We start from the raw sequence: 25805 nt of genomic DNA on the forward strand, positions 1-25805 counted from the left end.
CATGATCTATTCGACCGCCACCGTCGCCGTGAACCCTCCCGGCGAACTCCCGCTGACCCGCGCGCAGGCCTGGCAGGGCCTGCTGCTCAAGGCCCGCGACGCCCGCCTGTTCCTGCCCGAGGGCCTGTGCACCCGCTGCGACGTCGTGGAGGAAAGCGCGACGCACTTCGTGCGCGAAGCCACGATCGCCGGCACCGACCTGCGCGAGATCATCGTCCTCGAACCGGAAAGCAAGATCACCTTCTTCCAGGCCACCGGCCCGCGCGAAGGCGCGATCGTCAACGTGCTTTTCGAGGACGCGGCCGGAGCGCTGCAGCTGCGCTTCTATTGCTATCTCGGCCTGCGCGGCAAAGAGCCGGGCGGCCCCGAGGAGCAAGCCGAGCAGGCCCAGTTCGACAGCGACAAGGGCTACAAGGCGGCGCTGCAATCGACGCTGAAACGCACCCGCGAACTGCTCGCGGACGGCAGGCTCTGAACAACCGTCCGCCTCTCGCCGCAACGGCTCCGCCAGGAAACGCCTGGCCGAGACATGAGATCCCCCTGGGACGACCTCTATCAACAGGCGTCCCGTCCTCCGAGGAAGCCAACATGCAACAGCACGACAGCGGCAATATCGCGCCTGACCGACCGAAGATTCTGGTCCTGGGTGCGACCGGCGGCACCGGCCGGCTCATCGTCGGCCAGGCGGTGGCACGCGGGTACGACGTCGCGGCGCTCGTGCGTTCGCCCGATGCGGCGCGCCATCTCGGCGGGGCACGACTCATCGTGGGAGACGCCCGCGACGAGACGATCCTGCGCCAGGCGCTGCGCGACCGCGACGCCGTCATCAGCGCATTGGGCACGCCGGCCAGCCCGCGCCGCGAGGTCACCCTGCTCTCCACCGCGACGCGGGCGCTCGTGAGCGCGATGAAGGCAGAGCAGGTCACACGCCTGATCGGCATTACCGGAATGGGGGCCGGCGACAGCGCAGGACACGGCGGATTTCTGTTCGACAAGCTGATCTTTCCATTGCTTCTGCGCAAGGTGTATGCAGACAAGAATCGGCAGGAAGCACTGATCCGCGACAGCGGCCTCGACTGGGTGCTGGTCCGCCCATCCGTGCTCAACGACAAGCCCGCCCGCGGCGATGTCCGCGCGATCACCGATCTCACCGGCTTCCGCGGCGGCAGCATCGCGCGGGCGGATGTCGCGACGTTCGTCCTGGACCATGTGGCCTCCGATGCCTGGTTGCATCGCGCGCCGCTGGTCACCTGGTAAGCGCACCGCGCGCGCCATTGCCCCGACCGCGCCGGACGAGCAGACGGACGCGGCCCGCCGCGGTAGCCGCGACCAGAAGCCAGCGACCAACGCTGTCGGCAACGAGTCGATGGCGGTTTGGCGTCCCGGGACTACGGCGACTTGTGATCCGGTAGCGGCGCGAACCGTGCGGGCCATGCGCCTTCGAAACCGCGCCTCCGAAAGTTCCTGAACACGGTGTCTGATTTATATACCGGTCAGTTTGAAATTCAGGGCAAGTTCGGGTGGCTAACGGATAATTTACATATCGGCAGCGAACGGCCCACGCCTCAGCGCCGACTAAACCAATAACAAGGGTATCCCGATCATGAAGACTTCTCTGCTCGCTCTCGGCCTCCTGGCCACTCTGCCGTTCGCTGCCTCTGCGGCCGAAGGCCTGTCCTACAACTACGTCGAAGGCGGTTACATCAAGACCGACGCCAGCGGCGGCGACGCGGATGGTTGGGCCATCAAGGGCTCCTACGCGATCAACCCGAACTTCAGCGTGTTCGGCGACTTCAACCGCCAGAAGACCGATTTCGGCGACGTCGACGTCGACCAGTGGCGCATCGGCGCCGGCTACAACCACGAGATCTCGACCAGCACCGACCTGGTGACCCGCGTGGCCTACAACCGCTTCGACCCGGAATACGGCACCAAGTTCAACGGCTACAGCGCCGAAGTGGGCATCCGTACCGCGTTCAACCCGTACCTCGAGGTGTATGCGCTGGGCGGTTACGAGGACTACACCAAGAAGGACGGCATCAACCCGGACGGCGAGTTCTACGGCCGCCTCGGCGCCCAGGCCAAGCTCAACCAGAACTGGGGCCTGAGCGCGGACCTGAAGATGAACCGCGATGGCGACAAGGAATGGTTCGTCGGCCCGCGTTTCAGCTGGTAAGCGGCACCGCGTAGCGCTGCGCGCCGCGTCTCTCTCCGCTGCGCGCGGTTCGAAGCCCGGTCCCAGGACCGGGCTTCTTTTTTGCGCGGCGTTCGGGCCAAGTGGCCGCAGACACGAAAAAGCCCGGCTTCGGCCGGGCTTTTTCGTGTCTGGAACAACGCGCGATCAGCTGAACAGCGTGGTCGGGTACTCCGGCTTCTGCTCGCGGGCCAGTAACTGCTGCAGGCCGACCGCCGGGGTCAGTTCGCCGTGCAGCACCGCGCGCACCGCGTTGGAGATCGGCAGGTCGATGCCATGGCGTTCGGCCTGGCGCATCACTTCGTCGGCGGTCTGCACCGACTCGACCACCTGGCCGATCGCGCGAACCGCGTCAGGCAGGGTCTGCCCGCGGCCCAGGGCCAGGCCCAGGCGCCGGTTGCGCGACAGGTCGCCGGTGCAGGTCAGCACCAGATCGCCGAGTCCGGCCAGGCCCATCAGCGTTTCCGGCTTGCCGCCGATCGCCGCGGCCAGCCGCAGCATCTCGTTGAGCCCGCGGGTGATCAGGCCGGCGCGGGCGTTCAGGCCCAGCTCCATGCCGTCGGCCACGCCGGTGGCCACCGCCAGCACGTTCTTCATCGCCCCGCCCAGCTCGGCACCGACCATGTCGTCGCCGGTGTAGGCGCGGAACGTGGGGCCGTGCATCGCGTCGGCGACCTGCTGCGCGAACGCGGCATCGCCGTGCACGGTCACCGCGGTCGGCAGGTCCAGCGCCACTTCCTTGGCGAACGACGGCCCGGTCACCACCGCCAGCGGCACGTCCTCGCCCAGGATCTGCTGCGCCACCTCATGCAGGAAGCGCCCGGATCCGGGCTCGAAGCCCTTGGTCGCCCAGGCCACGCCGGCCTGCGGCGGGCGCAGCGGCGCCAGCTGGTGCAGGGTTTCGGTGAACGCATGCGACGGCACCACCACCAGGATCCAGTCGGCGCCGTGCACGGCCGCCGCCAGGTCGGTGGTGGCCTGCAGGCTCGCCGGCAGCGGGATCTGCGGCAGGTAGCGCGGGTTCTCGTGGCGCTGCTGGATCGCCTCGGCGACGACGGCGTCGCGCCCCCACAGCACGGTCGGGAAACCGTGCCGGGCGACGAGCGCGGCCAGGGCGGTGCCCCAGGAACCGGCGCCGAGGACGGCGATCTTCTTCGCAGGGTTATCGCGCATGCGCAACGGCGGACGCGCTCAGGCGTTGCCGGCCGGCTCCGAGTCGGCCAGCGACTGGGTCTCGCCCTGCTGCGCGCGCTGGCGCAGGGTTTCGGCGTACAGCGCTTCGAAGTTGATCGGCTGCAGGAAGAACGGCGGGAAGCCGCCGGCCTGGATCAGGTCGCTGACCAGCGAACGCACGTACGGGAACAGGATGTTCGGGCACTGCGTGCCGAGCAGCACGTCCACCGCCTGCGGGTCCAGGCCGACCAGGCCGAACACGCCGGCCTGCTGCACTTCGGCCACGTAGGCGGTCTTGCCGGCGGCGGTGCAGGTCAGGGTCACCGCGAGCACCACTTCGAAGGCCTGCTCGTTCAGGCGCTGCACGCGCTGGTTGAGGTTGAGCTGCAACTCCGGCTGCACGTTGTCGTTGAACACCGCCGGCGCGTTCGGCGACTCGAAGGATACGTCCTTGACGTAGATCTTCTCGATGGTGAAAGCGGGGCCGGCTGCGGCTTCGGCCGGCGCCGTGGCGCCGTTGTTGGTGACGTCGGACATTTCTTGACTCCGGTGGATTCAGGTAACAGAAAGATTCGGGATTATCACATGCCGGCCGCGGCGCTCGGCGCCCGGCCGGGACGCGCGATCAGCGGCCCTTGACCAGCGGCAGATCGGCCTGCTGCCAGGCGGCGATGCCGCCGTCGAGCACGTAGACCTGCTCGAAGCCGGCCTTCTTCAGCTGCTTGGCGGCGGCGTCGGCGGTGTTGCCGGTGCGGCACACCAGCACCACCGGCGAGGACTTGGCGTTGGCCACCAGCTTGTGCTCGGGGCCGAACTGGCTCGGCGTGGCGTTGCGGCTGCCGGCGATATGGCCCTTCTCGAAGTCGGCCGCGGCCGACAGGTCGACCAGGACCGCGTTGCCGGCATTGATCAGCAGGGTCAGTTCGGCCGGGCGCAGGGTCTTGAAGCCGCGGAACAGGCGCGCGATTTCGGTGACGATCAGGGCGATGGTCAGGCCGACCAGGGCCAGGGCCAGCATCGGGTTGCGGCCGGCGAAGGCCAGCAGTTCTTCGAAGTTCACAGGAATAGGGGGCTGGAAGCGGGCGCCGATTGTCGCACAGCTGGCCGGCGGCGCTACTGGCCGTTCCACAAGTCCGGCAGGCCGTCCAGCAGCCACCAGGTCTTGGCCTGCGCGTCCCAGCGCCAGCGCTCGCGGTAGCGCACGATGCGCTCGGCCTGGGTATTGCGGTTGATCACGCCCAGTTCGATGTCGCGTACCGCGTCGCCGTCCAGCGCGCCGACCCGCCCGACCTTGTAGGAGGAGACCTGCACCTGGCGGTAGCGCTCCAGTTGCAGATCGGTCAGCGGGTGCGCCTGCCGGTAGGCCGGATCCACCGCTTCCCAGGCCGACTCGAACTCGCTCCAGCGGATCGCGGTGCCGTAGGCGGTCTGCAGATCGTCGAGCTTGTTCTGCTGGCTGCGGCTGGCGGCCAGCGCGGTGCCGGCGAAACCCAGCACCAGCAGCAGCGCCAGGGCGCGGAACGTCGAGTGCATGGCGGGTTTCCGGATGGGCGCGAGCGGTGCGCGCATCCTACCCTTTCGCGATGGCGACGAAACGCCCGCTCAGCGTCGCCGCGGCGGCGGCATCGGCCGGGCCGACCTGGGCCTGGATGCCGATCCGGGCACGGCCGCGCTGGCGGAAGGTCTGCACGAAGGTGTCCCAGTCGGCCTGCGCATCGGCGCCGGCCTGCGCGTGCAGGTCGGCATACAGCGGCGCCAGGTAGCGCACCTGGGTATCGGCGACGTAGACGTCGGCCTGCAGGCCGGCGCGGTGCAGCTCGCAATTGACCAGTGCCCAGCCGGCCAGGGTCATCACCGAGCCCAGGCTGCCGCCGAAGGCGTTGCCCTTGTCGTTGAGGTTGGCCGCCAGCGGCGCGACCACGTGCAAGCGCTGATCGGCATAACCCTGCAGCGCGACCTGCAGCGCCGCCACCGGCGGCATCGCATCGAACTGCCGCTGCAACTGCTGCAGGAACGCATCGAAAGGAAGATCCGCTGCCATGGTGCGATTGTGCTGCCGGTGGGGGCTCGCATAATGCCTGGCATGAGCGCACATGCAACCGTTGCCGCCGCGGCCTGGACCCTGATCTCGCTGCGCCCGCAGGGCGAGCACGCGCCGCTGCGCCGCGCCGCGGCACGGGTCGGCGCGCGGCTGCTGGCAGTCTCGCCATGGCGCCTGCACGCCTGCGACGACGCCGCCACGCGCACCGCGCTGGCGCTGGCGCTGGCCGCGCCGCGGGTGCTCTTCAGCAGTCCGGCAGCCGTGCGCGCGGCCGCGGCGCTGCAGCCGCTGGCGGCGGCGCCCGGGCAATGCTGGCTGGCGGTGGGCGCCGGCACCGCACGCGCGCTGCAGCGCCATGGCATCGCCGAGGTCGCGGTGCCGGAACGGATGGACAGCGATGGCCTGCTGGCCTTGCCGCAGCTGGCCGCCCGCGATGGCGCCGTCGGCCTGGTCACCGCGCCCGGCGGGCGTGGCCTGATCGCCGCGCAGCTGCAGGCGCGCGGCACGCCGCTGCAGCGCGCCGATGTCTACCGCCGGGTGCCGGTGCCCCTGTCCGCGGCGCGCATCGCCCGGCTGCGCGCCGCGGCGCCGGGCGTGCTGGCGCTGAGCAGCGGCGAGGCGCTGCGGCTGGTGCTGGACCGCCTGCCCGACGACCTGACCGCAGCCTGGCGCGCGCGGCCGCTGGTCGCGGCCAGCGCGCGGCTGGCCGCGCAGGCGGCCGAACTCGGCTTCGCCGACATCGCGCGCGCCGCCGGTCCGCTGCCGCAGCAACTGGCCGCCGCCGCCGCCGCGGCCGTAACGCGCTCGCCACCTCGCTGAACGCGCGCCGCCCCCCCGGCTTGCGGGCGCGGTGCCGCTCACGCCATGCTCCCGCGTGCCGTGGGTCCGGCCGTCGCCATCGTCGCGACGGGACGCAGGCTATAAGGATGCCCCCGCCGATGACCGAAATCTCGTCCACGCCCCGCCGCTCCACGCGCTGGATCTGGCTGCTTCTGGTACTGGCCATGCTGGCTGCGCTCGCGCTGGCCGGTTGGCGCGGCTGGGAGTGGTGGCAGGCGCGCAACGCGCGCGCGCTGGCCGAGCAATCGGAGACCCAACTGCAGTTGCAGGCCCTGCAACAGAACCTGGAAACCCTGCGCCGCGACCAGCGCGCCACCGTGCAGCGGGTACAGGATGCGGCCAGCACCAACCGCGTGCTGCGCGACGAGATGCTCGGCCTCAGCCAGCGCAGCGCGTTGCTCGAAGACAACGTCGCCAAGCTCGCCGACTCCAATCGCCACGGCGCGCAGGCGCTGCGCCTGGACGAGGTGGAACTGCTGCTGAGCCAGGGCCAGCAGCGCCTGGACGTGGCCGGCGATACCCAGGGCGCCCGCCGCGCCTATGCGCTGGCCAGCGGCGTGCTGGAAGGCGTGGACGATCCGCGCTATCTCAACCTGCGCCAGGTGCTGCTGCAGGAACGCACCGCGCTGGACGCGCTCGGCGAAGGGCCGCAGGCGCGGCTGTCGGCGCAGTTGGACGCCTTCGCCGCCAGCCTGGAGGCATTGCCCACGCAACTGCCCGAGCGCACGCAAGCGCCGCTGTGGCAACGGCTGCTGTCGCCGCTGGTCAAGATCCGCCCCGCCCAGGGCGGCGTGCTGGTCGCGCGTTCGGAGCGGATCGCCGCCCGCGATGCGCTGCAGCTGGACCTGAGCCTGGCGCGCGCCGCACTGGAGCGTGGCGACGCGCGCGGCTACCGCGGCGCGCTGACCCGCGCCGGCACCTGGCTGCAACGCCTGTGGCCCGATTCGGCGCCGCTGCGCGAACGCCGTGCCACATTGCAGACCCTGCGCAACGCCGCCCTGCGCCCGGCCGTCCCGGAGCTGGGCACCACCCTGCAGCAGTTGCGCAACATGCGCGACGCAAGGAGCCAACCATGAAATCCCTCCGTTCCCTGATCGTGTTGCTGGTGGTGATCGCCCTGGGCGTGATCGGCGCGCAGTGGCTGGCGCAGGACAAGCTGGGCGACCTCGGCGAAGTGATCGTGCGCGCCGGCGGCAACGACTACATCTCGCCGCTGCCGCAGGCGGCGCTGCTGCTGGTGATCGCCTTCCTGGTGCTGTTGCTGCTGTGGAATCTGCTCAGCTTCCCGTTCCGCGCCTGGGGCCGGCATCGCCGCAAGCAATCGCGCGCGCGCCTGATCGAAGGCCTGACCGCGCTGCACAACGGCCAGTGGGCGCGCGCAGAGAAACAGCTCAATGCCGCTGCGGAAGATCCCGACGTCAGCGCCATCGCCCTGGTCGCAGCGGTCCGCGTGGCCGATGCGCGCGCCGACGCGGAGGCGGCCAACCGCTATCTGCAGCGCCTGAGCGAGCGCGACGCCGGCGCGCACGCGCTGCTGCAGGGCGAACGCCTTCTGGCCCAGCAACGTCCGGTCGATGCGATCAATGCGCTGGACGTGGCCGCGGCGCAGCCGTTGCCGCCGCGCGGGTTGCTGCTGCGCACCGAGGCGCTGACCAGCATCGGCCGCGCCGGCGAGGCCTATGGCCAGCTTGGTGCGATCCGCCAGCAGCAGGCCTTGCCGCTGGACGCGATCGGCCCGTTGGAATCGCGCCTGGCCGCCGCCTCGCTGCAGCAGGCGGACGATGCCAACGCGCTGGCCGAACGCTGGGAAAGCCTGCCCAAGTCGCAGCGCAGCGAACCGGCCGTGGTCGAGGCCTATGCCACCCGCGCCGCCGCGCTGCACTGGGACGACGCGGCGCTGCGCGCCGTGGAACAGGCCCTGGAGACGCGCTGGGACGAAGGCCTGGCGGCGCTGTACGGGCGCCTGCCGGTGGAGAAATACGATTCGCGCCGCGCCAGCGCGCAGCGCTGGCTGCAGAGCCATCCGGACAGCCCGGGCCTGCTGCTGACCCTGGCGCGGCTGGCGCATCAGCAACAGCAATGGCCGCAGTCGGAAGAATTCCTGCATCGCGCGCTGGCGCTGGGCGCCGGCGCAGAGGCCTGGGAGGCGTTCGGCGATGGCCATGCCGAGGCCGGCGACTCCTTCATGGCGCAGCGCTGCTACGCCAACGCGCTGCGCGTGCAACGCGGCGAACTGGCCCAGCCGCTGCCTGCGACCAGCGCGCCGGTGGTGCCGATCGACCCGGATCCGGGCAGCGACGAACGCCGCGACGAACACGGGTTCCCGCGCCTGCAGGAATGAGTGCGGCAGCAGGGATGACGCACCGTTGACCGAGGCCGGCGTCGGCTGCAGCCGGCGCCGGCTTTCTCATTCAACGATGGCGAGGCCAGCGCCAGGCCGGCCGAACCAAGCGGCTCAGCGCCGCAACGCGGCCGGCAGCGCCGGCAGGCGCGCCAGGAATGCGGGCGCCACACCCTTGTAGCGCGCATAGCGCTCGTCCATGCGCCGCGGCACTAGGATGCGCGCGCCGAGCAGGCCGGCGACCAGCATGGCCAGGAACAGCCCCAGGCCCAGCCAGAGCCCGGCTTCGTCGCCGACGGCAAACCCCAGCAGCGGCGCGACCACGAACGCAGCTGCCGTGAGCAGCACGAAGCGGTTGCGCCGGCGCCGATGCTCCGCGCACATGCCGAGCACATGGCTGCTGCGCTTGCGCGCGATCAGCGCCGCGATCGCATAGATCACCACGCTCACCAGGATCAGCACGTACCAGCCCGGCGCGTGCCAGTAGAACGTGCGCTTCTTCAGTTCGTCGTTGCGCAACGCCACCCCGCATTTGACGCAATGCGCCGGGAACGGCGTATCGCGCAGGCACAGCAGGTCGTCGCCGTCGCGCCACAGCGTCTCGCCCGGCAGCGGCGGCATGGTGGTGGCCTGGATGGCGGCGTCGGGCGCCTGATACGGATTGAAGCTGTCGAGCTGGTTCATGGCATGCGCCCCCTGCGCGCCGTTCGGCCTGCATCGTGCAGGCGGATCGGCGCGCATGGTAGCGCAGCGGCAAGCGCTGCTGGCGGGCGATGGCGGGGGAAAAACCTATTCGACGATGCGGCGGTCGTGGCCGCGTCGAGCGGCGCCTTCGGGCCCGGCGCTATCGCCCTGCGCGCTTTCGCGGCCCGGCGCCCCAGGCGCGCTGGCCGCATGCCGCGGCTCAGCGCTCGACGATCGCCACCACGCCCATGCCGCCGGCGGTGCAGATCGAGATCAGCGCCCGCCCGCCGCCGCGTTCGACCAACTGCTTGGCCACCGTGGCGACGATGCGCGCGCCGGTCGCCGCGAACGGATGGCCGGTGGCCAGCGAGGACCCCAGCGGATTGATCTTGGCCGGATCGATCTGCCCCAGCGGCGCGTCCAGGCCGAGCCGGGTTCGGCAGTAGTCCTCGCTCTCCCAGGCGCGCAGCGTGCACAGCACCTGCGCGGCGAAGGCCTCATGGATTTCGTAGATATCGAAGTCCTGCAGGCTCAGGTTGTGCCGCTTGAGCATGTCCGGCACGGCGATGGTCGGCGCCATCAGCAGGCCTTCGCCGTGCACGAAGTCCACCGCGGCGACCTGCGCATCGCGCAGGTACGCCATCGGCACATGGCCGTGCGCCTGCGCCCATTCCTCCGAGGCCAGCAGCACCGCGGCGGCGCCGTCGGTCAGCGGCGTGGAGTTGGCCGCGGTCAGGGTGCCGCGGCCGCTGGTCTTGTCGAACGCCGGCTTCAGCGTGGCGAGCTTTTCCAGCGAGGTGTCGGCGCGCAGGATGTTGTCGCGCTCCACGCCGCGGAACGGCGCGATCAGGTCGGCGAAGAAGCCGCGCTCGTAGGCCGCGGCCAGCTTGTGGTGCGAGGACACCGCCCAGGCGTCCTGCGAATCGCGCGCGATGTTCCACTGTTTGGCCATGTCCTCGCAGTGGTCGCCCATGCTCTTGCCGGTGCGCGGCTCGGCCACGCCGGGGAACTCGGGCTTGAGTTCGGCGAACTTGAAGCTGCGGGTCAGCGCGCGGATCTTGTCGCCGGTGGTCTTGGCGCGGTTGGCGGCCAGCAGCCGCGCGCGCAGCTTCTTGCCGTACACGATCGGCACTTCCGACGTGGTGTCCGAACCGCCGCCGATGCCCGACTCGATCTGCCCCAGCGCGATCTTGTTGGCCACGGTGATGATGCTGTCCAGGCTGGTGCCGCAGGCGCGCTGCAGGGTGATGCCCGGCGTCAGCGGCGACAGCCCCGACGACAGCGCGGCCTCGCGGCCCAGGTTCCAGTCGCTGGAGTGCTTGATCACCGCCCCCATCGCCACCTCGCCCAGCTGCTGGCCGTGCAGGCCGTAGCGCTCGACCAGCGCGCCCAGCGTGCGCACCGACATGCCGAGGTTCCCGACATCCGCATACGCCGTGTTCTGCCGGCAAAACGGAATACGGACGCCGCCGAGAATGGCGACGGGACGGGCTACTGGCATGGGATTACCTCGCGCGAGGGGTCGGGGACATGGCCTGCACGTTAGCGCAGGCATAATGAAGCGAGTGTAGCTTTGCGCCCGCGACGGGCCAACCGCCAAGCCATGAGCCAAGCCATTGCCAGCATGAATGCCCGCGGCGTGATCGCCCTGGAACTGTCCGCCGGGCTCGCCCCGGCCCACGCGGCGCTGCCGCACGCCCTGGCCGCGGAGCTGGCCGAGAAGGTCGGCCGCGACCTGGCGCAACTGGTGCCGGCGGTGCGCGAGCTGGAATTAAGCCTGGCCGGCGCGCATTTCGACCCCGCCGAGGTGCTGCGCCCGGGCTGGCCGATGCACCGCCGCCTGGACGAACTGCGCGCGCGCGCGCCCGGCCGCGACGCCGGCCCGCGCCTGCTGGCGTTCGGCGCCGATGCCGACGGCGCCGTGCCGCTGCCGTTCCAGGCCGACACCGCCCTGCTCGGCGGCGCGCTGCGGGTGGTGCCGTTCCTGCTCAGCGGCCCGGCCGAGACGCTGCAACCGGTCGCCGAGGCGCTGGAAGAGGTGTTGCTGGCACAGGGCATGGCGCAGCCGGACACCGCACTGCTGGCGCAGCAGGCGTTCGGCGCGCAGATCGAGCACGCACGCTATCTGACGGTCAACGACCTGGCCGCGATGATGTCGATGCAGTACGACAACCAGGGCCTGGCGCCGCTGTGGCCGCTGATCGAGACCGCGTTGCTCGCGCCGGACCAGGAGGAATGGCTGGCCAGCCCGCCCGAGCCGCTGCTGCGCTACCGCGGCGGCGAAGTACGCATGGCCTTGTTCGACCCGGCCAGCTGGTGCGCGCACTACGCCCACGACCGCCAGGACTGCGAGCGCCTGCAGCGGGTCTACGAACACTACCTGGCCCGGCAGCGGCAGCTGGCCGCGGTGCTGGAAGCGCACGGCATGCCGGTGCTGTACGTGCATTGCGAGGCCGGCGAGGACGCGCGGCAGGCGTTGCTGGCGGCGTGAATCGGGTTTGATCGTGGGGTGGCACGGCGACTGAGGCGCGCAAGCGAACTTGCGGCGCTCTGGCCGCGTGGTCCTGCGATTAGCGCGTCGGCGCCGAGGCTGTGCAACGCCGCCTGCGTCCATCGCTTCGTGCGTCGCGACTGAAGTCGCTCCCACAGGAGTGGCGGCTGGGCGCTGAGCGCTCTGTAGATGGGGTTTCAACCCCACCTGTGCCGAAGCCGGCAGCCTCCCGGCAGATCCCGCCTCGCGCCATCGACCCAGATAGGCACCGAAGCCAGCCGACTTCCCGGCTTCGCTCGTCGCGGCTGAAGTCGCTCCCACACAGGAGTTCGTCGCGCTGGCTGGGTGCACCGTGGGAGGGACTTCAGTCCCGACTGCTGCCGAAGCCGGCCAACTTCCCCACTTCGGTGGTCGCGGCTGAAGACGCTCCTACACAAGCGGACGCATTTCCTGCACAGGCAGGCTCTGGCGGCCTGCACCAGGGCTGTAGAAGCGGTTTCAATCCCGACTGGCGGCTCCAAAGTCGGCGGATTTGCCGACGTCAGAGCGCGTCGCCGCCGGTGGCCCGAAGCCACCGGCGGCGCGCTTGCATCGGCGTACGACGACCTGCCGCTTACTGCGCGGAAGGTGCCGCCGGGGCGGCCGCGGTCGCGTTGCCCTTGATCACGCCGCAGGCCAGGCGGCCGCCGGCGTTGCCGGTGGGCTGGGTCTTGTAGTCGTCCGCGTCGGCGTGGACGATCACCGCATGGTTGAGGATGTCGAAGCCGTCGCCCTTGCCGATGTTGACGTTGTTGGATACCGGCGCGTCGATCGTGGCCTTGCCGTCGGCGTCGGCCTTCAGGTTCGGCATGTCGCCGCCGTGGTGCGGGTCGGCGCTGACCTGGCCGTGTTCGGACTTGGCCGGGTTGAAGTGGCCGCCGGCGCTGCTGCCGTCGGGCGCGCTGCAATCGCCGAACTCGTGGATGTGGAAGCCGTGCTCGCTGTTGGGCTTGAGCCCGGTGATGGTGCCGGTGACGTGCACGACGCCATCGACCGTGTCGAACTTGACCTCGCCGGCGACCTGGTTGCCCTGGGTCGGGCTCAGTGCGGCGCTGGCGGCGGCCTGGGCGGGCGTGGCGGCGGGCGCGGGTTCTGCGGCCGGTGCCGGGGTGGCGGCGGGCGTCGCGGCCGCAGCGGGGGCGTCGGCAGCGGCAGGCGCTTCGCGCTTGCAGGCGCCGAGCGCGAGGGTGGTGGCCAGGAACAGGACGGTGGGAAGCGTACGCATGGTGGTTCTCCTTGAGGGGCCGCGGAATGCGGACGTTCGCCGCGGAGCACGCTCCGGGCGGATGATCGGTTAGCGCAACACGCGGATCACGCCGCAGGCCACGCGCGCGCCGGCGTTGCCGGCCGGCTGGCTGCGGTAGTCGTCGGCATCGGCATGCGCGACCAGCGCGCGGCCGGCGATGTCGTTGGCCGCGCCGCCGCCGAGCACCACGCCGTGCAACAGCACATCCACTTGGGCGACGCCGTCGGCGTTGGCGCTGAGGTTGTCCATGTCGCCGGCATGGTGCGGACCGCTGCCGGCCCGGCCATGCGGACCGCCGAGCGGATTGAAGTGGCCGCCGGCGCTGCTGGCGTCGGCCGCACTGCAATCGCCGCGCTCGTGCACGTGGAACGCGAACGCGCGGTTGGGCTGCAGGCCGCCGAGGGTGCCGGTGATGCGCACGCCACCGGGCGCGGCGACCAGCGACAGCTTGCCGCTGACCAGGCTGCCGGAGGCCGGGGCGAGCACCGCCTGCGCCTGCTGTGCGGTGCCACTGGTGGGCATCGGCGGCGCTTTCGGCGGCGGCGGCGGCGGCGCTACCGGCGGCGCACTGCTGCAGCCGGCCAGTATCAGCAACGCGCTTCCCACGATGGCATGCAAGCTGTAACGCATCGGCATTGGCTCCTTGTGCAGCGAAAACTAGAGAGGTGGCCGTTCACAGCTCATGAAGGCTGCGCCCGGCGGGCAAGTCTAAACCGGCGCTGCGCGCCGGTTCGGGATTCGGGATTCGGGATTCGGGATTCGGGATTCGGGATTCGGGAATCGGGATTCGGGATTCGGGATTCGGGAATCGGGAATCGGGAATCGGGAATCGGCAGAGCGTCGCAGCGGTTGCTTACGAAGTCTGCGGAGAAATCAGACAAGGCCCGTTGCTTTCCGGGTCCCCGGTCCCGAGTCCCGGGTCCCGGCCGCACTCAGCGCCGGCGCCGGCCCGGGCCGAGCTTGCGGGTGACCGTGTTGCGGCCCACGCCCAGGCGCGCGGCGGCTTCGGCACGGCGGCCCTGGGTGAAGCGCAGCGCCACTTCCAGCAGCGCTTTGTCGAAACGGTCGCGCGCTTCCGCGTGCAGGCCCTCGGCGCCGTCGGTCAGGCGCTGCTGCGCCCAGGCCGACAACTGCGCATCCCATTCGCCGCCCTCGCCGCTGCGCTCGCGGCGGCTGCCGCGCAGCAGCGCGCCGTCCACGTCGTGCGCGTCGATGACCTCGGCCGGCGCCAGCGCGGCCAGCCGCCAGCACACGTTCTCCAGTTCGCGCACGTTGCCCGGCCAGGCGTAGCCGCGCAACGCGTCCAGCGCCGCCGGCGACAGCCGTTTGGGCGGGGTGTCGAGCTTGCGCGCGGCCATCGCCAGGAAGTTCTCGGCCAGCTGCGGCACGTCGGCACGGCGCTCGCGCAGCGGCGGCAGCTGCAGCCGCACCACGTCCAGCCGATGCAGCAGGTCGGCGCGGAAGCGGCCCTGTTCGACCAGCGCCTCCAGGTCCTGGTGGGTCGCGGCGATCACCCGCACGTCGACCCGGATCAGTTCGCGGCCGCCGACGCGGAAGAATTCGTTCTCGGCCAGCACGCGCAGCAGCCGGGTCTGCAGCGGCAGCGGCATGTCGCCGATCTCGTCCAGGAACAGGGTGCCGCCGTCGGCCTGTTCGAAGCGGCCGATGTGGCGCCGCTGCGCGCCGGTGAAGGCGCCGGCCTCGTGGCCGAACAGTTCGCTTTCCAGCAGCTCGGCCGGGATCGCCGCGGTGTTGAGCGCGACGAACGGCTTGCGCGCGCGCGGCGACTCGGTGTGCAGCGCGTGCGCGACCAGTTCCTTGCCGGTGCCGGTTTCGCCGTTGATCAGCACCGACAGCGGCGCCTGCGCCAGGCGGCCGATGGCGCGGAACAGCGCGCGCATCGCCGGGGTATCGCCGATCAGTTCGGCGCTGCCCTGGCTGGACACCGGCAGCGCGACCTCGGCGACGCCGCCGGCCTCCGGCAGCGCGCGCGCGGCCAGCGCCACCGCGTCGTCCAGGTCGAACGGCTTGGACAGGAATTCGTGCGCGCCGCCGCGGAACGCGCCGGCGGTGCTGGCCACGTCGGTGTAGGCGGACATCACGATCACCGGCAGTTGCGGATGCGCGGCCTTGAGCTTGTCCAGCAGCACCAGGCCGTCGTCGCCGGGCATGCGCACGTCGGTGAACAGCAGGTCCGGCAGCGGACGCTGCGCCAGCGCCTGCAACGCCGAGGCGGCGCTGTCGAAGCCGTCCACGCTGTAGCCGGCGTCGCGCAAGGCGGTGGACAGCACGAAGCGGACCGAGCGGTCGTCGTCGACCACCCAGATGCGTTGCGATCCTTCCAGGGATTCGGTCATCGGAATGCTCCTATTCGGGGTCCGCTGCGGCCTGCGGCAGCAGCAGGGTGAAAACGGTATGCCCGGGGCGGGAGCGGAAGGTCAGCGAACCGGCGTGCTCGCGCGCCACCTGCTGCGCCAGCGCCAGGCCCAGGCCGCTGCCTTCGGCGCGGCCGCTGACCAGCGGCAGGAACAGGTGCTCGGCCAGTTCCTCCGGCACGCCACGGCCGTCGTCGACGATCTCCAGGCGCACGCCGCGCGCATGCACGCGGTCGCGGATGCGCTGGGCGTGCTCGACGCGGGTGCGCAGGGTCACCTGCGCGGCGCCGGCCTGGATCGCGTTGCGGACCAGGTTCCACACCGCCTGGGTCAGGCGGTCGGCGTCGCCGAGGAATTCGGGAATGCTGGGGTCGTAGTCGCGCTGCAAGCGCACCGACCAGCCGCCTTCGTTCTCGGCCAGGCGCAGCACCCGTTCCAGCACCGCGTGGATGTTGAGCATGGCGTGCGGCCGCGCCGGCGCCGGCGACAGCAACTGGTCGAGCAGGCTGTTGAGGCGCTCGATCTCCGCGCCGATCAGGTCGATCAGCTCGCGCTCGTCCTCGTCGCGATGCTGCGCGCGCCGCGCCAGCAGCTGCGCTGCGCCCTTGAGTCCGGCCAGCGGATTGCGCAGTTCGTGGGCCAGCCCCTTCAACGCCGCGCCGAGCGCGTTGGGCAACGCCTGGGCCGGATCCGGGGTGGGGAATTCGTCGACCGGATGCGCTTCCAGCAGCCAGCCGCCATTGTCCATCCGCGACAGCCAGCCCTCGGCGAAGCGCGGGGTCTCGCCGGGAATGGCCAGGGCCATGCGGTGCAGGCGCAGCACGTCGCGCTCGTCGTTGAGCAGGAACCGCGCCAGCGCGTCGCCCTGCACTTCCAGCGAGGCCAGCGGCTGGTCGAGCAGGCGCCGCACGCTCACGCCCAGCCAGCGCGCGAAGGCCGGATTGGCGCCGAGCAGGCGGCCGTCGGCATCGGCCCAAACCACCGGGGTGCCGAGCGCGTCGAGCGGGGGCGGAGGCGACGTCATCTGCATTGCACCAATGTAGTGCAAAGGCTGCCGGAAGGCGCTGAACGCCTGGCCGGGCGGGCCATTTGCCGGAACCTGCCGGCAACGTCGGCCGGCACCGAGGCGCGGCCTGTCGCAGCCACCGCGGCCGGCGGGCACGAGGCGCCGCGGGCAACGGGGGAACCAATGAGTGGGGGTCGGGCGAGGCTAGCGGCCACGCGGGAATACCTCAGATCGCTAAGAAAACTGCCGTCGTTCCGCCCCATGGAGCGCCGGCGATGGCCACTGACCGCCAGGACCGGCGCATACCGGCCGCAGGCGGGATTGCCGCAGCGGCCCGCGACGCGAGGTCGCGGGCCGGTCTTGCTCAGGACTCGTACGCGGCTTCGCCGTGCGAGGTGATGTCCAGACCCTCGCGCTCGGCTTCTTCCGACACCCGCAGGCCGAACACCAGCTTGGCGACCAGGAAGCCGACCACCGAGACCACGCCGATCCAGACCACGGTCACGCCGACGCCGGTGGCCTGCACCAGCACCTGATGGCCCATGGTCACGCCTTCGGCATAGCCGGCGCCGCCCAGGGCCTTGTCGGTGAACACGCCGGTCAGGATCGCACCGACGATGCCGCCGACGCCGTGCACGCCGAACACGTCCAGCGTGTCGTCGGCGTTGAGCAGCTTCTTCAGCCCGGTCACGCCCCACACGCAGATCGCGCCGGCGGCCACGCCGATGGCGATCGCGCCGAACGGGCCGACGGTGCCGGCAGCCGGGGTGATGCCGACCAGGCCGGCGACCATGCCCGAGGCCACGCCCAGCGCCGAGGACTTGCCCTTGACCAGCTTCTCGACCAGCGACCAGGCCAGCACCGCGGCGGCGGTGGCCAGCAGCGTGTTGAGGAAGGCCAGTGCCGCAGTGGCGTTGGCTTCCAGCGCCGAACCGGCGTTGAAGCCGAACCAGCCCACCCACAGCAGCGAGGCGCCGACGAAGGTCAGGGTCACGTTGTGCGGCTTGAGCGCGGTCTGGCCGAAGCCCAGGCGCTTGCCGACGAAGTAGGAACCGACCAGGCCGGCTATACCGGCATTGATGTGCACCACGGTGCCGCCGGCGAAGTCCAGCGCGCCCTTGGTGAACAGGAAGCCCGGCGCCGCCCACACCATGTGCGCCAGCGGCAGGTAGCCGAAGGTGAACCAGATGACGACGAACAGCAGCACCGCGGCGAACTTCACGCGCTCGGCGAAGGCGCCGACGATCAGCGCGCCGGTGATGCCGGCGAAGGTCAGCTGGAAGGCGACGAACACGTATTCCGGCAGTTTGAAGCCCTTGGAGAAGGTATCGGCCAGCGTGGTGGTATCCACGCCGTGCAGCAGCGCCTTGTTGAGCGTGCCGACGAACGGGCCGCCATCGGCGAAGGCCAGGCTGTAGCCGTACAGCACCCACAGGACCGCGATCAGCGAGAACACCACGCCGACCTGGATCAGTACCGACAGCACGTTCTTGGAGCGCACCATGCCGCCGTAGAACAGCGCCAGCCCCGGCACCACCATCAGCAGCACCAGCAGCGTGGAGGTCAGCATCCAGGCGACGTCGCCCTTGTCCACCACCGGCGCGGCGGCTTCGGGCGCGGCGGCGGCGGCCGGCGGCGCCGGCGGCGTCAGTTGTTCGGTGACCACGTCCGGCGTCGGCGCCGGGGTCACTTCGGCCTGGGCGAAGGCCGTGCCCGGCACGCCCATCGCCATCGCGCTGACCAGCATCAGCATGCATACCGCGTAGAACCGGGCCTTCCACCCGGAGAAAAGACCTGTCTTCATGAGGGGCTCCAGGGTGGGGTTAGAGCGCATCTGCGCCGATCTCGCCGGTGCGGATCCGGATGACCTGTTCGATCGCGGTGACGAAGATCTTGCCGTCGCCGATCTTGCCGGTCCCGGCCGCGGTCTGGATCGCCTCGACCACGGCCTCCAGACGCTCGTCGGTCACCACGGTCTCGATCTTGATCTTGGGCAGGAAGTCGACGACGTACTCGGCACCGCGGTACAGCTCGGTGTGGCCTTTCTGCCGGCCGAAGCCCTTGACCTCGGTGACGGTGATGCCGGACACGCCTGCCTGCGACAAGGCCTCGCGGACCTCGTCGAGCTTGAATGGCCGGATGATGGCGGTGATCAGTTTCATGCGCATACCCCGTTGGTGGAAGGAGCCGGCCGCCGAACGCCGGCCGGCGGTTTGCATGTCATCGGCGCCGCGAACGGCGCCGTCCTGCTGCGCGGTGCGTCCCGCGGATCACGCCGTGGCGCGGCGCACGGCAGTGCGACGGCAACGGCGACGTGGGAGGGAGCGTGGCCCACGGCACGCAAGCGCTGTCTTTCGTGGTGCATCCCCTGGAAAACCGGCTGTTGCGACTGATTCGGGCGCGGACCACCGGCACGGCTCCCCAGCCGAGTAGGTGGCGGCGATGACGAAGGAGGGAGGGGTAACCTTCGCCATCGCCGCGCGTGGAACTCAGTTGGCGTAGTACAGCTGGTATTCCAGCGGGTGCGTTGCGGCGCGGAACTTGGTCACTTCCTGCATCTTCAGCGCGATGTAGCCGTCGATGAAGTCGTCGCTGAACACGCCGCCGGCCTTGAGGAACTCGCGGTCGGCGTCGAGCGCTTCCAGCGCCTGGTCGAGGCTGGAGCACACCTGCGGGATCTTCTTCTCTTCTTCCGGCGGCAGGTCGTACAGGTCCTTGTCGCTGGGCGCGCCCGGGTCGATCTGGTTCTTGATGCCGTCCAGGCCGGCCATCATCAGCGCGGCGAAGGTCAGGTAGCCGGACTGCAGCGGATCCGGGAAACGGATCTCGATGCGGCGCGCCTTCGGGTTGGACACCCACGGAATGCGGCACGAGGCCGAGCGGTTGCGCGCCGAGTAGGCCAGCATCACCGGCGCCTCGAAGCCCGGGACCAGGCGCTTGTAGCTGTTGGTACCGGAGTTGGTGAAGGCGTTGATCGCCTTGGCGTGCTTGAAGATGCCGCCGATGTACCACAGCGCCATCTGCGACAGGCCGCCGTAGCCGTCGCCGGAGAACAGGTTGGTGCCGCCCTTGGCCAGCGACTGGTGCACGTGCATGCCCGAGCCGTTGTCGCCGACGATCGGCTTGGGCATGAAGGTCGCGGTCTTGCCGTTGCGGTAGGCGACGTTCTTGATGATGTACTTCATCATCATCAGCTCGTCGGCCTTCTTCACCAGCGAGTTGAACTTGGTGCCGATCTCGCACTGGCCGGCGGTGGCCACTTCGTGGTGGTGCACCTCGACCTCGATGCCGACCTGCTCCAGGGTCTTGCACATTTCAGCGCGCAGGTCCTGCAGCGAGTCGGTCGGCGGCACCGGGAAGTAGCCGCCCTTGACCGCCGGACGGTAGCCGCTGTTGCCGCCTTCGATCTTGCTGCCGCTGCTCCACGCCGCTTCTTCCGAATCGATCTTGAAGAAGGTGTGGCCCATCTCGTTGCCGAAGCGCACGCCGTCGAAGATGAAGAATTCCGGCTCCGGGCCGAAGAACGCCTGGTCGGCGATGCCGCTGGACTTCAGGTAGGCCTCGGCGCGCTTGGCCACGCCGCGCGGGTCGCGGTCGTAGCTCTGCATGGTGGCCGGATCGAGGATGTCGCAGGTCAGGACCAGGGTCGGGTCGGCCATGAACGGATCGATGAACGCGGTGTCGGCGTCGGGCAGCAGGACCATGTCCGACTCGTTGATGCCCTTCCAACCCGAGATCGAGCTGCCGTCGAACATCTTGCCCTCTTCGAACAGCGCCGGCTCGATGATGCTCACGGGGAAGGTCACGTGCTGCTGCACGCCGCGCATATCGACGAACCGCAGGTCGACGAACTCGACCTTGTTGTCCTTGACCAGCTTCTCAATATTTTCCGCAGACATCGATGAAACCTCGGGTTGGTGAATGACTTGCCCAGTAACAGCAATCGCCGTGCCAACTGTGACCGGTTCACAAGTCCTTGATTTTGGTGAAGGGAGCACGCCAACGGGGCGAAATCCATGCACCAAAATAGTTCGATAGCGATTGAGAGCACCAAAATGGTGCTCGAGGCAATGTTTTATCCTTGCCCGGCTTTCCTCCCCACAAGCCGAACCCTCCCCCCATGAGCGACATGTTCTCCGCCCTGCTGCTGGGCATCCTCGAAGGCCTGACCGAATTCCTGCCGGTCTCCAGCACCGGCCACCTGCTGATCGCCGAGCAATGGCTCGGCCGCCGCTCGGACTTCTTCAACATCGTGATCCAGGCCGGCGCGATCCTGGCCACCACCCTGGTGTTCCGGCAGAAGCTATGGACGCTGGCCACCGGGCTGGGCGACCGCGCCAACCGCGACTACGTGCTCAAGCTGGGCACCGCGTTCCTGGTCACCGCGGTGGTCGGCCTGGCGGTGCGCAAGGCCGGCTGGCAGCTGCCGGAAACGGTGCAGCCGGTGGCCTGGGCCTTGGTGATCGGCGGCGTGTGGATGCTGGTGGCCGAGCATTTCGCCGCGCGCATGCCCGAGCGCGAGCTGGTGACCTGGAAGGTGGCCATCGCGGTGGGCCTGGCGCAGGTGGTGGCCGGCGTGTTTCCCGGCACCTCGCGCTCGGCCGCGACGATCTTCCTGGCGATGCTGCTGGGCCTGAGCAAGCGCTCGGCCGCGGCCGATTTCGCGTTCCTGGTCGGCATCCCGACCATGTTCGCGGCCAGCGGCTATTCGTTCCTGGAGCTGTACAAGAACGGCGCGGTGGGCAGCGAGGATTGGGGCGACGTGGCCGTCGCCTTCGCCGCCGCGGTGGTGACCGGCTTCATCGTGGTGAAGTGGCTGCTGGGCTACATCAAGTCGCACCGCTTCACTGCGTTCGCGGTGTACCGCATCGTGCTCGGTGCGGCGCTGCTGCTGTGGCTGCCGGCGGCCTGAGGGCTGGTTGGCTGGCGGCCGGACCCTCACCCCAACCCCTCTCCCGAGGGGAGAGGGGCTAGCGGCTGTTCCTTCTCCCGTCGGGAGAAGGTGCCCCGCAGGGCCGGATGAGGGTACGGGCGAAGCCTCGCTCACCCAACTCCGCGAGTCGCTTTCGCGCCGGACCCTCACCCCAACCCCTCTCCCGACGGGAGAGGGGCTAGCGGTTGTTCCCTTCTCCCATCGGGAGAAGGTGGCCCGCAGGGCCGGATGAGGGTACGGGCGCAGCCTCGCGCACCCAACTCCGCGAGTCGCTTTCGCGCCGTACCCTCACCCCAACCCCTCTCCCGACGGGAGAGGGGCTAGCGGCTGCTCCCTTCTGCCATCGGGGGAAGGTGGCCCGCAGGGCCGGATGAGGGTACGGGCGCAGCCTCGCGCACCCCAACTCCGCGAGACGCTTCGCGCCGGACCCTCACCTCAACCCCTCTCCCCGACGGGAAAGGGGCTTCAGGCAAGCTTGGGATTCAGGCTGTACGTGCCATGGAGGCTGGCCTCGGCCAGCACATGGCCTTGCATCGCGCGCAGCGCGTCGGCGGCGGTGAAGCGCGCCGGCAGGTCCAGCGTAGCCACGTCCAGCGCGAACAGGCGGAAGAAGTAGCGGTGCAGGCGCAGGTCGTTGGCCGGCGGGTACGGGCCGTCGTAGCCGTAGTAGTCGCCGCCCATCTGCGCGTCGCCGGCGAACCAGTCGGTATAGCTGTTCAAACCCTGCCGCGCGCCAGGCAGGCCGGGCGGTTGCCGCTTGCCCTTGGCCACGACGCCGTCGCTGGCGCTGCCTTCGGCGATCTCGCGCAGGTCGGCCGGAAGATCAACGGCAGCCCAATGCACGAAATTGGTGCGTGGCTGCTCGACCGGGATCTGCACGTCCTCGCGGCCGACCATCTCGGCCACGGTCGGTACGTCCGGATCGATGCACAGCAGCGCGAACGCCGCGGTGCCGGCCGGGACGTCGTCCCAGGCCAGGTGCGGATTGCGATTGGCGGCGAAGCCGTCGGCCTGGCCCATCGCGTAGGTCGCGGCGATCGGCTGGCCGGGCTGGATGCTGTCACTGCGAAGACGCATGCGAAAACTCCTGTGGGGGGAATCAGGTTTCGGCGTAGCCGAGGCGCACGGCCACCGGCGTGAGCAGCGCGAACGCGGCCGCCAGCGGCGCGGCGTAGGCGCGCCAGTGGCCGGACGGCAGGCGCGGCGGACCGATCGTGGGCACGCTCGGGAACGGAATGCCGAAGGCCTGTTGCAGCGCCGCGGCCACCCCGGCCGGATCGGCCTCGATGCCGTCCAGGCGCAGCAGGCGGTGCGGATACAGGTCCTGCTCGTGCAAGTCGGCGACCTGGGTCAGCACCGCCGCCAGCCAGCGCGCGCCGGTCTCCGGGGTGGCCAGGCCGAGCGGCGCCGGGGCGCCGTTGGCCAGCCAGTCCAGCAGCATGTCGCGCGGGTCGCGCAGCGCGATCAGCAGCCGCCCTTCCGGCAGCTGCGGGCGCAGCGCGCGCAGCAGCGCGTTGTCCCACCACAGCAGCCAATCGACGATGTTGCCGTCGTCGATGCCGCGTGCCGGCAGCTGCGCGCGCCACTCGGCGATCAGCGCCGCGCCGTCGAGTTCGCCGCTGTCGAGCTCGGGGACGGTGCGGTAGCGCTGGAAGCCGTCGGTGGGCGGCTGCACGCCGAAGCGGTCGCTGCGCAGCACCTGGCTGGTCGCGTCCATCACCGCGATCACCCGCTCCACGCCGCTGCCCGGCGCGCCCCATACGAACAGCGGCCGCGCAGGCTGTTGCGGATCGATCTCGGCCAACGCCGGCCACGCCGTCGTGGCCTGGCCCAGCGGCGGCAGCGGCAGGCGATGCGGCAGCTGCTCCTGCTGGAACGCCAGCCAGGTCGCCAGCGCCTCGGCCGAGTGCCCGGCGCGGTCCTGCACCGCCGCCAGCCACGGCCGCAGCGTGGTCTGCTCGTTCTCGGGCATGCGCTGCATCAGGCCACGCACGTGGGCGATGGCGGCGTCGTGCTCGCCACGCTCCAGCAGCGCTTCGACCAGGCGCTCCTCGCCGCTGATGCGGCCCGGCTCCAGGGCCACGATGCGCTGCGCCACGGCCTCGCCTTGATCGCGTTCGCCGGCCATGTCGTGCACCCGCAGCTGCGCTTCCAATGCCGGCACGTGGCCCGGCATCGCCGCCTGCCAGCGCGCGATCAGCGCGCGCGCCTCGGCGCCGCCGACCGGCTCCAGCGCCAGCCGCGCCAGCCACAGGTCGTGCGCATCGGTGGTGGTGGCCAGCGCCGCTTCCAGGGTGGCGCGGGCATCCTCGACCGCCCCCAGCCGCTGCCAGGCGATCAACGCTGCATGCAGGGTGCGGCGGTCGGCCGGGGCGGCGCCCAGTGCGCGCCGCAGGTGCTCCAGCGCATCGGCCGGGCGCCCGGCCTGCAAGGCGTATTCGCCGGCCAGCCGGCGCATGCCGGCGGTGTCGCTGACCGGATCGGCCAGCACCGCGTCCAGCGCGGCGATGGCGTCGTCGAGGCGGCCCTGGCGGTACGCCAGCTGCGCGACCAGCGCCATCAGCGCGCTGGTGCCGCGGGTCAGCGTGGCGACGCGGCGGAACGCGGTCTCGGCGAATGCCAGGTGCTGCTTGTCCAGGTAGGCGAAACCGAGCGCGTACAGCAAGCGCGGATCGTCGGGCAGCGCCTTGCTCGCGCGCGACAGCAGCGCCAGCGCGCGGTCGGCATCGCCGCGGCGCAGCGCCAGCATGCCGTCCAGGCCCAACAGTTGCGGATGTTCCGGATCCAGCCGCGCGGCGGTGCGGCTGAGCCGCTCCACTTCGTCCAGATCGCCGCGGCCCAGCGCCAGATGGGCGCGCATCACGTAGGCCAGGAACTGGTTGGGATCCAGCGCGGCGGTGCGTGCCAGCGCGTCCTCGGCCTGGGCCAGGTCGTTGGCGCTGAGCAGCATGCCGGCGCGCAGCAGGTGCAGGCCGGCGTCTTCCGGCGCCAGCGCGATGGCCTGGTCGATGCTGACCAGCGCAGCGGCGGTGTCGCCGTTCTGTTGCTGCGCCAGCGCCAGCCAGCGGTGCGCCTGCGCGTCGGCGGCGGCGTCGGCCACCCAGGCCTGGGCGATGCGCAGCGCGTCGGCGTTGGCCTGGCGGCGCAGGGCGTCGAGAATTTGCTCTTGCATGAGGGTCCGGCTCTGGGCAAACCGGCATTGTAACGGGAGCGCCCGGCCGGCCTGCGCCTGGGCGCGCTGGACGCGTCACCAATTCGCGCGCAGGCCGCGTTGGGTCTGGCAGGCCGTCGGTTGGTGCTGCGTGGCGCGACGCCGGTCGGGTCAAGCGACGCGGTGCCGGCTGGCGGTCTGCCAGGTCCCACCGGCAGGGCCACGCACGGCGCGGCCCGCCCTGCAAACGGCGACAGACCCTAGCTCAGGCAGGCAGGCCGTCGGTCAGGCGTTCGGCCACCCAGCGCTCGGCGAACCCGTCGCCGCGCGCATTCTCGATGAAGCCGCAGTGCCCGCCCCAGCGCGCGATTTCCAGCCGCGCCAGGTCCGGCAGGCGCAGGTTGCGGAAATCGTCCAGCGGGATCACCGGGTCGTCCTCGGCCATCAGGATGTCGGCCGGCACGCTCAGGTTGCGCAAGCGCTCGCCGGCGATCGAATAGCTTTCGAAATACGCATCCAGGCTGGCGAAGCCGGCATGGCGCTGCGCCAGCCAGCCCATCAACTCGCGCATGTCCAGCGCCAGGGTGGCATCGTCGTAGCCGTGCCGGTCGGGGAACAGCTCGCGCTTGCGCAGCAGCGATTCGCGCCACTTGCGGCGGAAATACCAGTCGTAGAACTGCGGGCCATGCTCGATCCGATGCATGGTGGTGGCCGGATCCAGCAGCGGGCACACCGCCGCCACGTGCTGCAGCGGCAGGCCGGCGTCGGGGGCGCGCAGCGCCAGGCGCAACGCGAAATTGCCGCCCAGCGAATAGCCGGCGGCCAGCAGGATCGGCGCCGGAAAACGCCGCCACAGGTCGCCGGCGGCGTTGACCACTTCGTCCAGGCGCTCGGAGTGGAACAGGTCCACGTTGAGGTGGTGGGTCCCGCCGTGGTCGCGGAAGTTGAGCCGGAACACCTGGTAGCCGCGCGCCAGCAGTTGCGCCGCGGTCAGGCGCATGTAGCTGGAGTCGGCGCTGCCTTCCCAACCGTGCAGCAGCAACACGGTGCCGCGCGGCTCGGCAACGCCGGCCGGCACGCTCAGCCAGCCCTGCAGGCGTACGCCGTCGCCGCCATCCAGGATGTGCGAGGTGGTGGTCGCGCCGCTGGCGGCGAGCAGCTGTTCGCCGCGGCGCACGCGCAGCGCGCTGGAGCCCAGCACCGATTGCAGGTGCGGGTTGCGCAGCCAACGCGGGGGGAGGTAGTCGGCGGCATTCATCATCGGCAGCGAGCTTGCGCCGGGCGATTGGAG

25 protein-coding genes are annotated in these 25805 nt (G+C 70.6%); 8 read left to right on the top strand and 17 right to left on the bottom strand.

Features of this window, described 5'->3' with window-relative positions; translation table 11 throughout:
* Nucleotide 1 precedes the first annotated feature (1 nt).
* The 3 genes from HDC36_RS22765 (at nt 2) to HDC36_RS22775 (ending at nt 2176) form a co-directional block, all read left to right on the top strand.
* Complete coding sequence (locus HDC36_RS22765; protein WP_179571129.1) at nt 2-475, top strand: SRPBCC family protein; 474 nt, start codon at nt 2-4, stop codon at nt 473-475.
* Between the two features lie 113 nt (nt 476-588).
* Nucleotides 589-1257: an SDR family oxidoreductase gene (locus HDC36_RS22770; protein WP_179571130.1), complete on the top strand. Its 669-nt coding sequence runs from the start codon at nt 589-591 to the stop codon at nt 1255-1257.
* 346 nt (nt 1258-1603) lie between these two features.
* Nucleotides 1604-2176 carry an Ax21 family protein gene (locus HDC36_RS22775; RefSeq protein WP_179571131.1) on the top strand — a complete coding sequence of 191 codons (573 nt, stop codon included), beginning with the start codon at nt 1604-1606 and terminating at the stop codon, nt 2174-2176.
* Between the two features lie 165 nt (nt 2177-2341).
* Here the strand turns inward: HDC36_RS22775 and HDC36_RS22780 are convergent, their stop codons facing one another.
* The 5 genes from HDC36_RS22780 to HDC36_RS22800 all read right to left on the bottom strand — a co-directional run bounded on the left by HDC36_RS22780 (nt 2342) and on the right by HDC36_RS22800 (nt 5408).
* Nucleotides 2342-3367, bottom strand: coding sequence for an NAD(P)H-dependent glycerol-3-phosphate dehydrogenase (locus HDC36_RS22780; protein WP_179571132.1), 1026 nt, complete (start codon nt 3365-3367; stop codon nt 2342-2344).
* Between the two features lie 18 nt (nt 3368-3385).
* Nucleotides 3386-3904: a protein-export chaperone SecB gene (secB, locus tag HDC36_RS22785; RefSeq protein WP_179571133.1), complete on the bottom strand. Its 519-nt coding sequence runs from the start codon at nt 3902-3904 to the stop codon at nt 3386-3388.
* A gap of 88 nt (nt 3905-3992) precedes the next feature.
* A complete protein-coding gene (locus tag HDC36_RS22790) occupies nt 3993-4427 on the bottom strand; it encodes a rhodanese-like domain-containing protein (RefSeq protein ID WP_179571134.1) in 435 nt (144 codons plus the stop codon).
* 53 nt (nt 4428-4480) lie between these two features.
* On the bottom strand, nt 4481-4900 hold the full coding sequence (locus HDC36_RS22795; RefSeq protein WP_179571135.1) for a hypothetical protein: 420 nt from the start codon (nt 4898-4900) through the stop codon (nt 4481-4483).
* Nucleotides 4901-4937: 37 nt separating this feature from the next.
* The gene (locus HDC36_RS22800) at nt 4938-5408 is read right to left on the bottom strand and encodes a YiiD C-terminal domain-containing protein (RefSeq protein ID WP_179571136.1); all 471 of its coding nucleotides are present in this window, start codon (nt 5406-5408) and stop codon (nt 4938-4940) included.
* A 33-nt stretch (nt 5409-5441) separates the two neighbouring features.
* Here HDC36_RS22800 and HDC36_RS22805 point away from each other — a divergent pair, with 33 nt between their 5' ends.
* From HDC36_RS22805 to HDC36_RS22815, 3 genes are all read left to right on the top strand, one after another.
* The gene (locus HDC36_RS22805; protein ID WP_179571137.1) at nt 5442-6227 is read left to right on the top strand and encodes a uroporphyrinogen-III synthase; all 786 of its coding nucleotides are present in this window, start codon (nt 5442-5444) and stop codon (nt 6225-6227) included.
* Nucleotides 6228-6346: 119 nt separating this feature from the next.
* The gene (locus HDC36_RS22810) at nt 6347-7324 is read left to right on the top strand and encodes a uroporphyrinogen-III C-methyltransferase (protein ID WP_179571138.1); all 978 of its coding nucleotides are present in this window, start codon (nt 6347-6349) and stop codon (nt 7322-7324) included.
* Nucleotides 7321-8589 (top strand): heme biosynthesis HemY N-terminal domain-containing protein, encoded by a 1269-nt coding sequence (locus tag HDC36_RS22815; RefSeq protein WP_179571139.1) that lies wholly within the window; start codon nt 7321-7323, stop codon nt 8587-8589. The genes HDC36_RS22810 and HDC36_RS22815 overlap by 4 nt, the downstream gene beginning before the upstream one ends.
* A 114-nt stretch (nt 8590-8703) precedes the next feature.
* Here the strand turns inward: HDC36_RS22815 and HDC36_RS22820 are convergent, their stop codons facing one another.
* Together HDC36_RS22820 and HDC36_RS22825 are read right to left on the bottom strand one after the other, a co-directional pair.
* Complete coding sequence (locus HDC36_RS22820; protein WP_179571140.1) at nt 8704-9273, bottom strand: hypothetical protein; 570 nt, start codon at nt 9271-9273, stop codon at nt 8704-8706.
* Between the two features lie 220 nt (nt 9274-9493).
* Nucleotides 9494-10774 (bottom strand): acetyl-CoA C-acetyltransferase, encoded by a 1281-nt coding sequence (locus tag HDC36_RS22825; RefSeq protein WP_179571141.1) that lies wholly within the window; start codon nt 10772-10774, stop codon nt 9494-9496.
* 102 nt (nt 10775-10876) lie between these two features.
* On the opposite strand from HDC36_RS22825, the gene HDC36_RS22830 reads away from it, so the two are divergent.
* The gene (locus HDC36_RS22830) at nt 10877-11764 is read left to right on the top strand and encodes a hypothetical protein (protein WP_179571142.1); all 888 of its coding nucleotides are present in this window, start codon (nt 10877-10879) and stop codon (nt 11762-11764) included.
* A gap of 613 nt (nt 11765-12377) precedes the next feature.
* Here the strand turns inward: HDC36_RS22830 and HDC36_RS22835 are convergent.
* From HDC36_RS22835 to glnA, 7 genes are all read right to left on the bottom strand, one after another.
* On the bottom strand, nt 12378-13028 hold the full coding sequence (locus HDC36_RS22835; protein WP_179571143.1) for a superoxide dismutase family protein: 651 nt from the start codon (nt 13026-13028) through the stop codon (nt 12378-12380).
* 69 nt (nt 13029-13097) lie between these two features.
* Entirely contained in the window at nt 13098-13679 is a 582-nt protein-coding gene (locus tag HDC36_RS22840) for a superoxide dismutase family protein (protein ID WP_179571144.1), read from the bottom strand.
* Nucleotides 13680-13981: 302 nt separating this feature from the next.
* Nucleotides 13982-15406 (bottom strand): nitrogen regulation protein NR(I), encoded by a 1425-nt coding sequence (gene ntrC, locus HDC36_RS22845; RefSeq protein WP_179571145.1) that lies wholly within the window; start codon nt 15404-15406, stop codon nt 13982-13984.
* A 10-nt stretch (nt 15407-15416) separates the two neighbouring features.
* Complete coding sequence (locus HDC36_RS22850) at nt 15417-16454, bottom strand: ATP-binding protein (protein ID WP_179571146.1); 1038 nt, start codon at nt 16452-16454, stop codon at nt 15417-15419.
* Between the two features lie 340 nt (nt 16455-16794).
* On the bottom strand, nt 16795-18234 hold the full coding sequence (gene amt, locus HDC36_RS22855) for an ammonium transporter (protein ID WP_179571147.1): 1440 nt from the start codon (nt 18232-18234) through the stop codon (nt 16795-16797).
* Nucleotides 18235-18253: 19 nt separating this feature from the next.
* Entirely contained in the window at nt 18254-18592 is a 339-nt protein-coding gene (locus HDC36_RS22860) for a P-II family nitrogen regulator (protein ID WP_039009092.1), read from the bottom strand.
* Nucleotides 18593-18919: 327 nt separating this feature from the next.
* Entirely contained in the window at nt 18920-20329 is a 1410-nt protein-coding gene (glnA, locus tag HDC36_RS22865; RefSeq protein ID WP_003480122.1) for a type I glutamate--ammonia ligase, read from the bottom strand.
* Between the two features lie 221 nt (nt 20330-20550).
* Here glnA and HDC36_RS22870 point away from each other — a divergent pair, with 221 nt between their 5' ends.
* A complete protein-coding gene (locus HDC36_RS22870; RefSeq protein WP_179571148.1) occupies nt 20551-21342 on the top strand; it encodes an undecaprenyl-diphosphate phosphatase in 792 nt (263 codons plus the stop codon).
* Nucleotides 21343-21828: 486 nt separating this feature from the next.
* On the opposite strand, the gene HDC36_RS22875 is transcribed toward HDC36_RS22870, so the two are convergent.
* The 3 genes from HDC36_RS22875 to HDC36_RS22885 form a co-directional block, all read right to left on the bottom strand.
* On the bottom strand, nt 21829-22440 hold the full coding sequence (locus HDC36_RS22875) for a YbhB/YbcL family Raf kinase inhibitor-like protein (RefSeq protein ID WP_179571149.1): 612 nt from the start codon (nt 22438-22440) through the stop codon (nt 21829-21831).
* 22 nt (nt 22441-22462) lie between these two features.
* Entirely contained in the window at nt 22463-24535 is a 2073-nt protein-coding gene (locus HDC36_RS22880) for a tetratricopeptide repeat protein (RefSeq protein ID WP_179571150.1), read from the bottom strand.
* Nucleotides 24536-24779: 244 nt separating this feature from the next.
* Nucleotides 24780-25772 carry an alpha/beta fold hydrolase gene (locus HDC36_RS22885; RefSeq protein WP_179571219.1) on the bottom strand — a complete coding sequence of 331 codons (993 nt, stop codon included), beginning with the start codon at nt 25770-25772 and terminating at the stop codon, nt 24780-24782.
* Nucleotides 25773-25805 lie beyond the last annotated feature (33 nt).

The organism is Xanthomonas sp. JAI131 (assembly GCF_013410075.1).
GTDB lineage: Bacteria > Pseudomonadota > Gammaproteobacteria > Xanthomonadales > Xanthomonadaceae > Xanthomonas_A > Xanthomonas_A bonasiae.

Bases quoted from the DNA above. Each gene is read 5' to 3' on its own strand.
- HDC36_RS22885 (WP_179571219.1), bottom strand. From the start codon at position 25,772: ATGAATGCCGCCGACTACCTCCCCCCGCGTTGGCTGCGCAACCCGCAC.
- HDC36_RS22795 (WP_179571135.1), bottom strand. From the start codon at position 4,900: ATGCACTCGACGTTCCGCGCCCTGGCGCTGCTGCTGGTGCTGGGTTTC.
- HDC36_RS22815 (WP_179571139.1), top strand. From the start codon at position 7,321: ATGAAATCCCTCCGTTCCCTGATCGTGTTGCTGGTGGTGATCGCCCTG.
- HDC36_RS22830 (WP_179571142.1), top strand. From the start codon at position 10,877: ATGAGCCAAGCCATTGCCAGCATGAATGCCCGCGGCGTGATCGCCCTG.
- HDC36_RS22840 (WP_179571144.1), bottom strand. From the start codon at position 13,679: ATGCGTTACAGCTTGCATGCCATCGTGGGAAGCGCGTTGCTGATACTG.
- HDC36_RS22880 (WP_179571150.1), bottom strand. From the start codon at position 24,535: ATGCAAGAGCAAATTCTCGACGCCCTGCGCCGCCAGGCCAACGCCGAC.
- HDC36_RS22800 (WP_179571136.1), bottom strand. From the start codon at position 5,408: ATGGCAGCGGATCTTCCTTTCGATGCGTTCCTGCAGCAGTTGCAGCGG.
- glnA (WP_003480122.1), bottom strand. From the start codon at position 20,329: ATGTCTGCGGAAAATATTGAGAAGCTGGTCAAGGACAACAAGGTCGAG.
- HDC36_RS22780 (WP_179571132.1), bottom strand. From the start codon at position 3,367: ATGCGCGATAACCCTGCGAAGAAGATCGCCGTCCTCGGCGCCGGTTCC.
- HDC36_RS22860 (WP_039009092.1), bottom strand. From the start codon at position 18,592: ATGAAACTGATCACCGCCATCATCCGGCCATTCAAGCTCGACGAGGTC.
- HDC36_RS22765 (WP_179571129.1), top strand. From the start codon at position 2: ATGATCTATTCGACCGCCACCGTCGCCGTGAACCCTCCCGGCGAACTC.
- HDC36_RS22875 (WP_179571149.1), bottom strand. From the start codon at position 22,440: ATGCGTCTTCGCAGTGACAGCATCCAGCCCGGCCAGCCGATCGCCGCG.
- HDC36_RS22825 (WP_179571141.1), bottom strand. From the start codon at position 10,774: ATGCCAGTAGCCCGTCCCGTCGCCATTCTCGGCGGCGTCCGTATTCCG.
- HDC36_RS22775 (WP_179571131.1), top strand. From the start codon at position 1,604: ATGAAGACTTCTCTGCTCGCTCTCGGCCTCCTGGCCACTCTGCCGTTC.
- HDC36_RS22805 (WP_179571137.1), top strand. From the start codon at position 5,442: ATGCCTGGCATGAGCGCACATGCAACCGTTGCCGCCGCGGCCTGGACC.
- amt (WP_179571147.1), bottom strand. From the start codon at position 18,234: ATGAAGACAGGTCTTTTCTCCGGGTGGAAGGCCCGGTTCTACGCGGTA.
- HDC36_RS22820 (WP_179571140.1), bottom strand. From the start codon at position 9,273: ATGAACCAGCTCGACAGCTTCAATCCGTATCAGGCGCCCGACGCCGCC.
- HDC36_RS22835 (WP_179571143.1), bottom strand. From the start codon at position 13,028: ATGCGTACGCTTCCCACCGTCCTGTTCCTGGCCACCACCCTCGCGCTC.
- HDC36_RS22850 (WP_179571146.1), bottom strand. From the start codon at position 16,454: ATGCAGATGACGTCGCCTCCGCCCCCGCTCGACGCGCTCGGCACCCCG.
- HDC36_RS22810 (WP_179571138.1), top strand. From the start codon at position 6,347: ATGACCGAAATCTCGTCCACGCCCCGCCGCTCCACGCGCTGGATCTGG.
- secB (WP_179571133.1), bottom strand. From the start codon at position 3,904: ATGTCCGACGTCACCAACAACGGCGCCACGGCGCCGGCCGAAGCCGCA.
- HDC36_RS22870 (WP_179571148.1), top strand. From the start codon at position 20,551: ATGAGCGACATGTTCTCCGCCCTGCTGCTGGGCATCCTCGAAGGCCTG.
- HDC36_RS22770 (WP_179571130.1), top strand. From the start codon at position 589: ATGCAACAGCACGACAGCGGCAATATCGCGCCTGACCGACCGAAGATT.
- ntrC (WP_179571145.1), bottom strand. From the start codon at position 15,406: ATGACCGAATCCCTGGAAGGATCGCAACGCATCTGGGTGGTCGACGAC.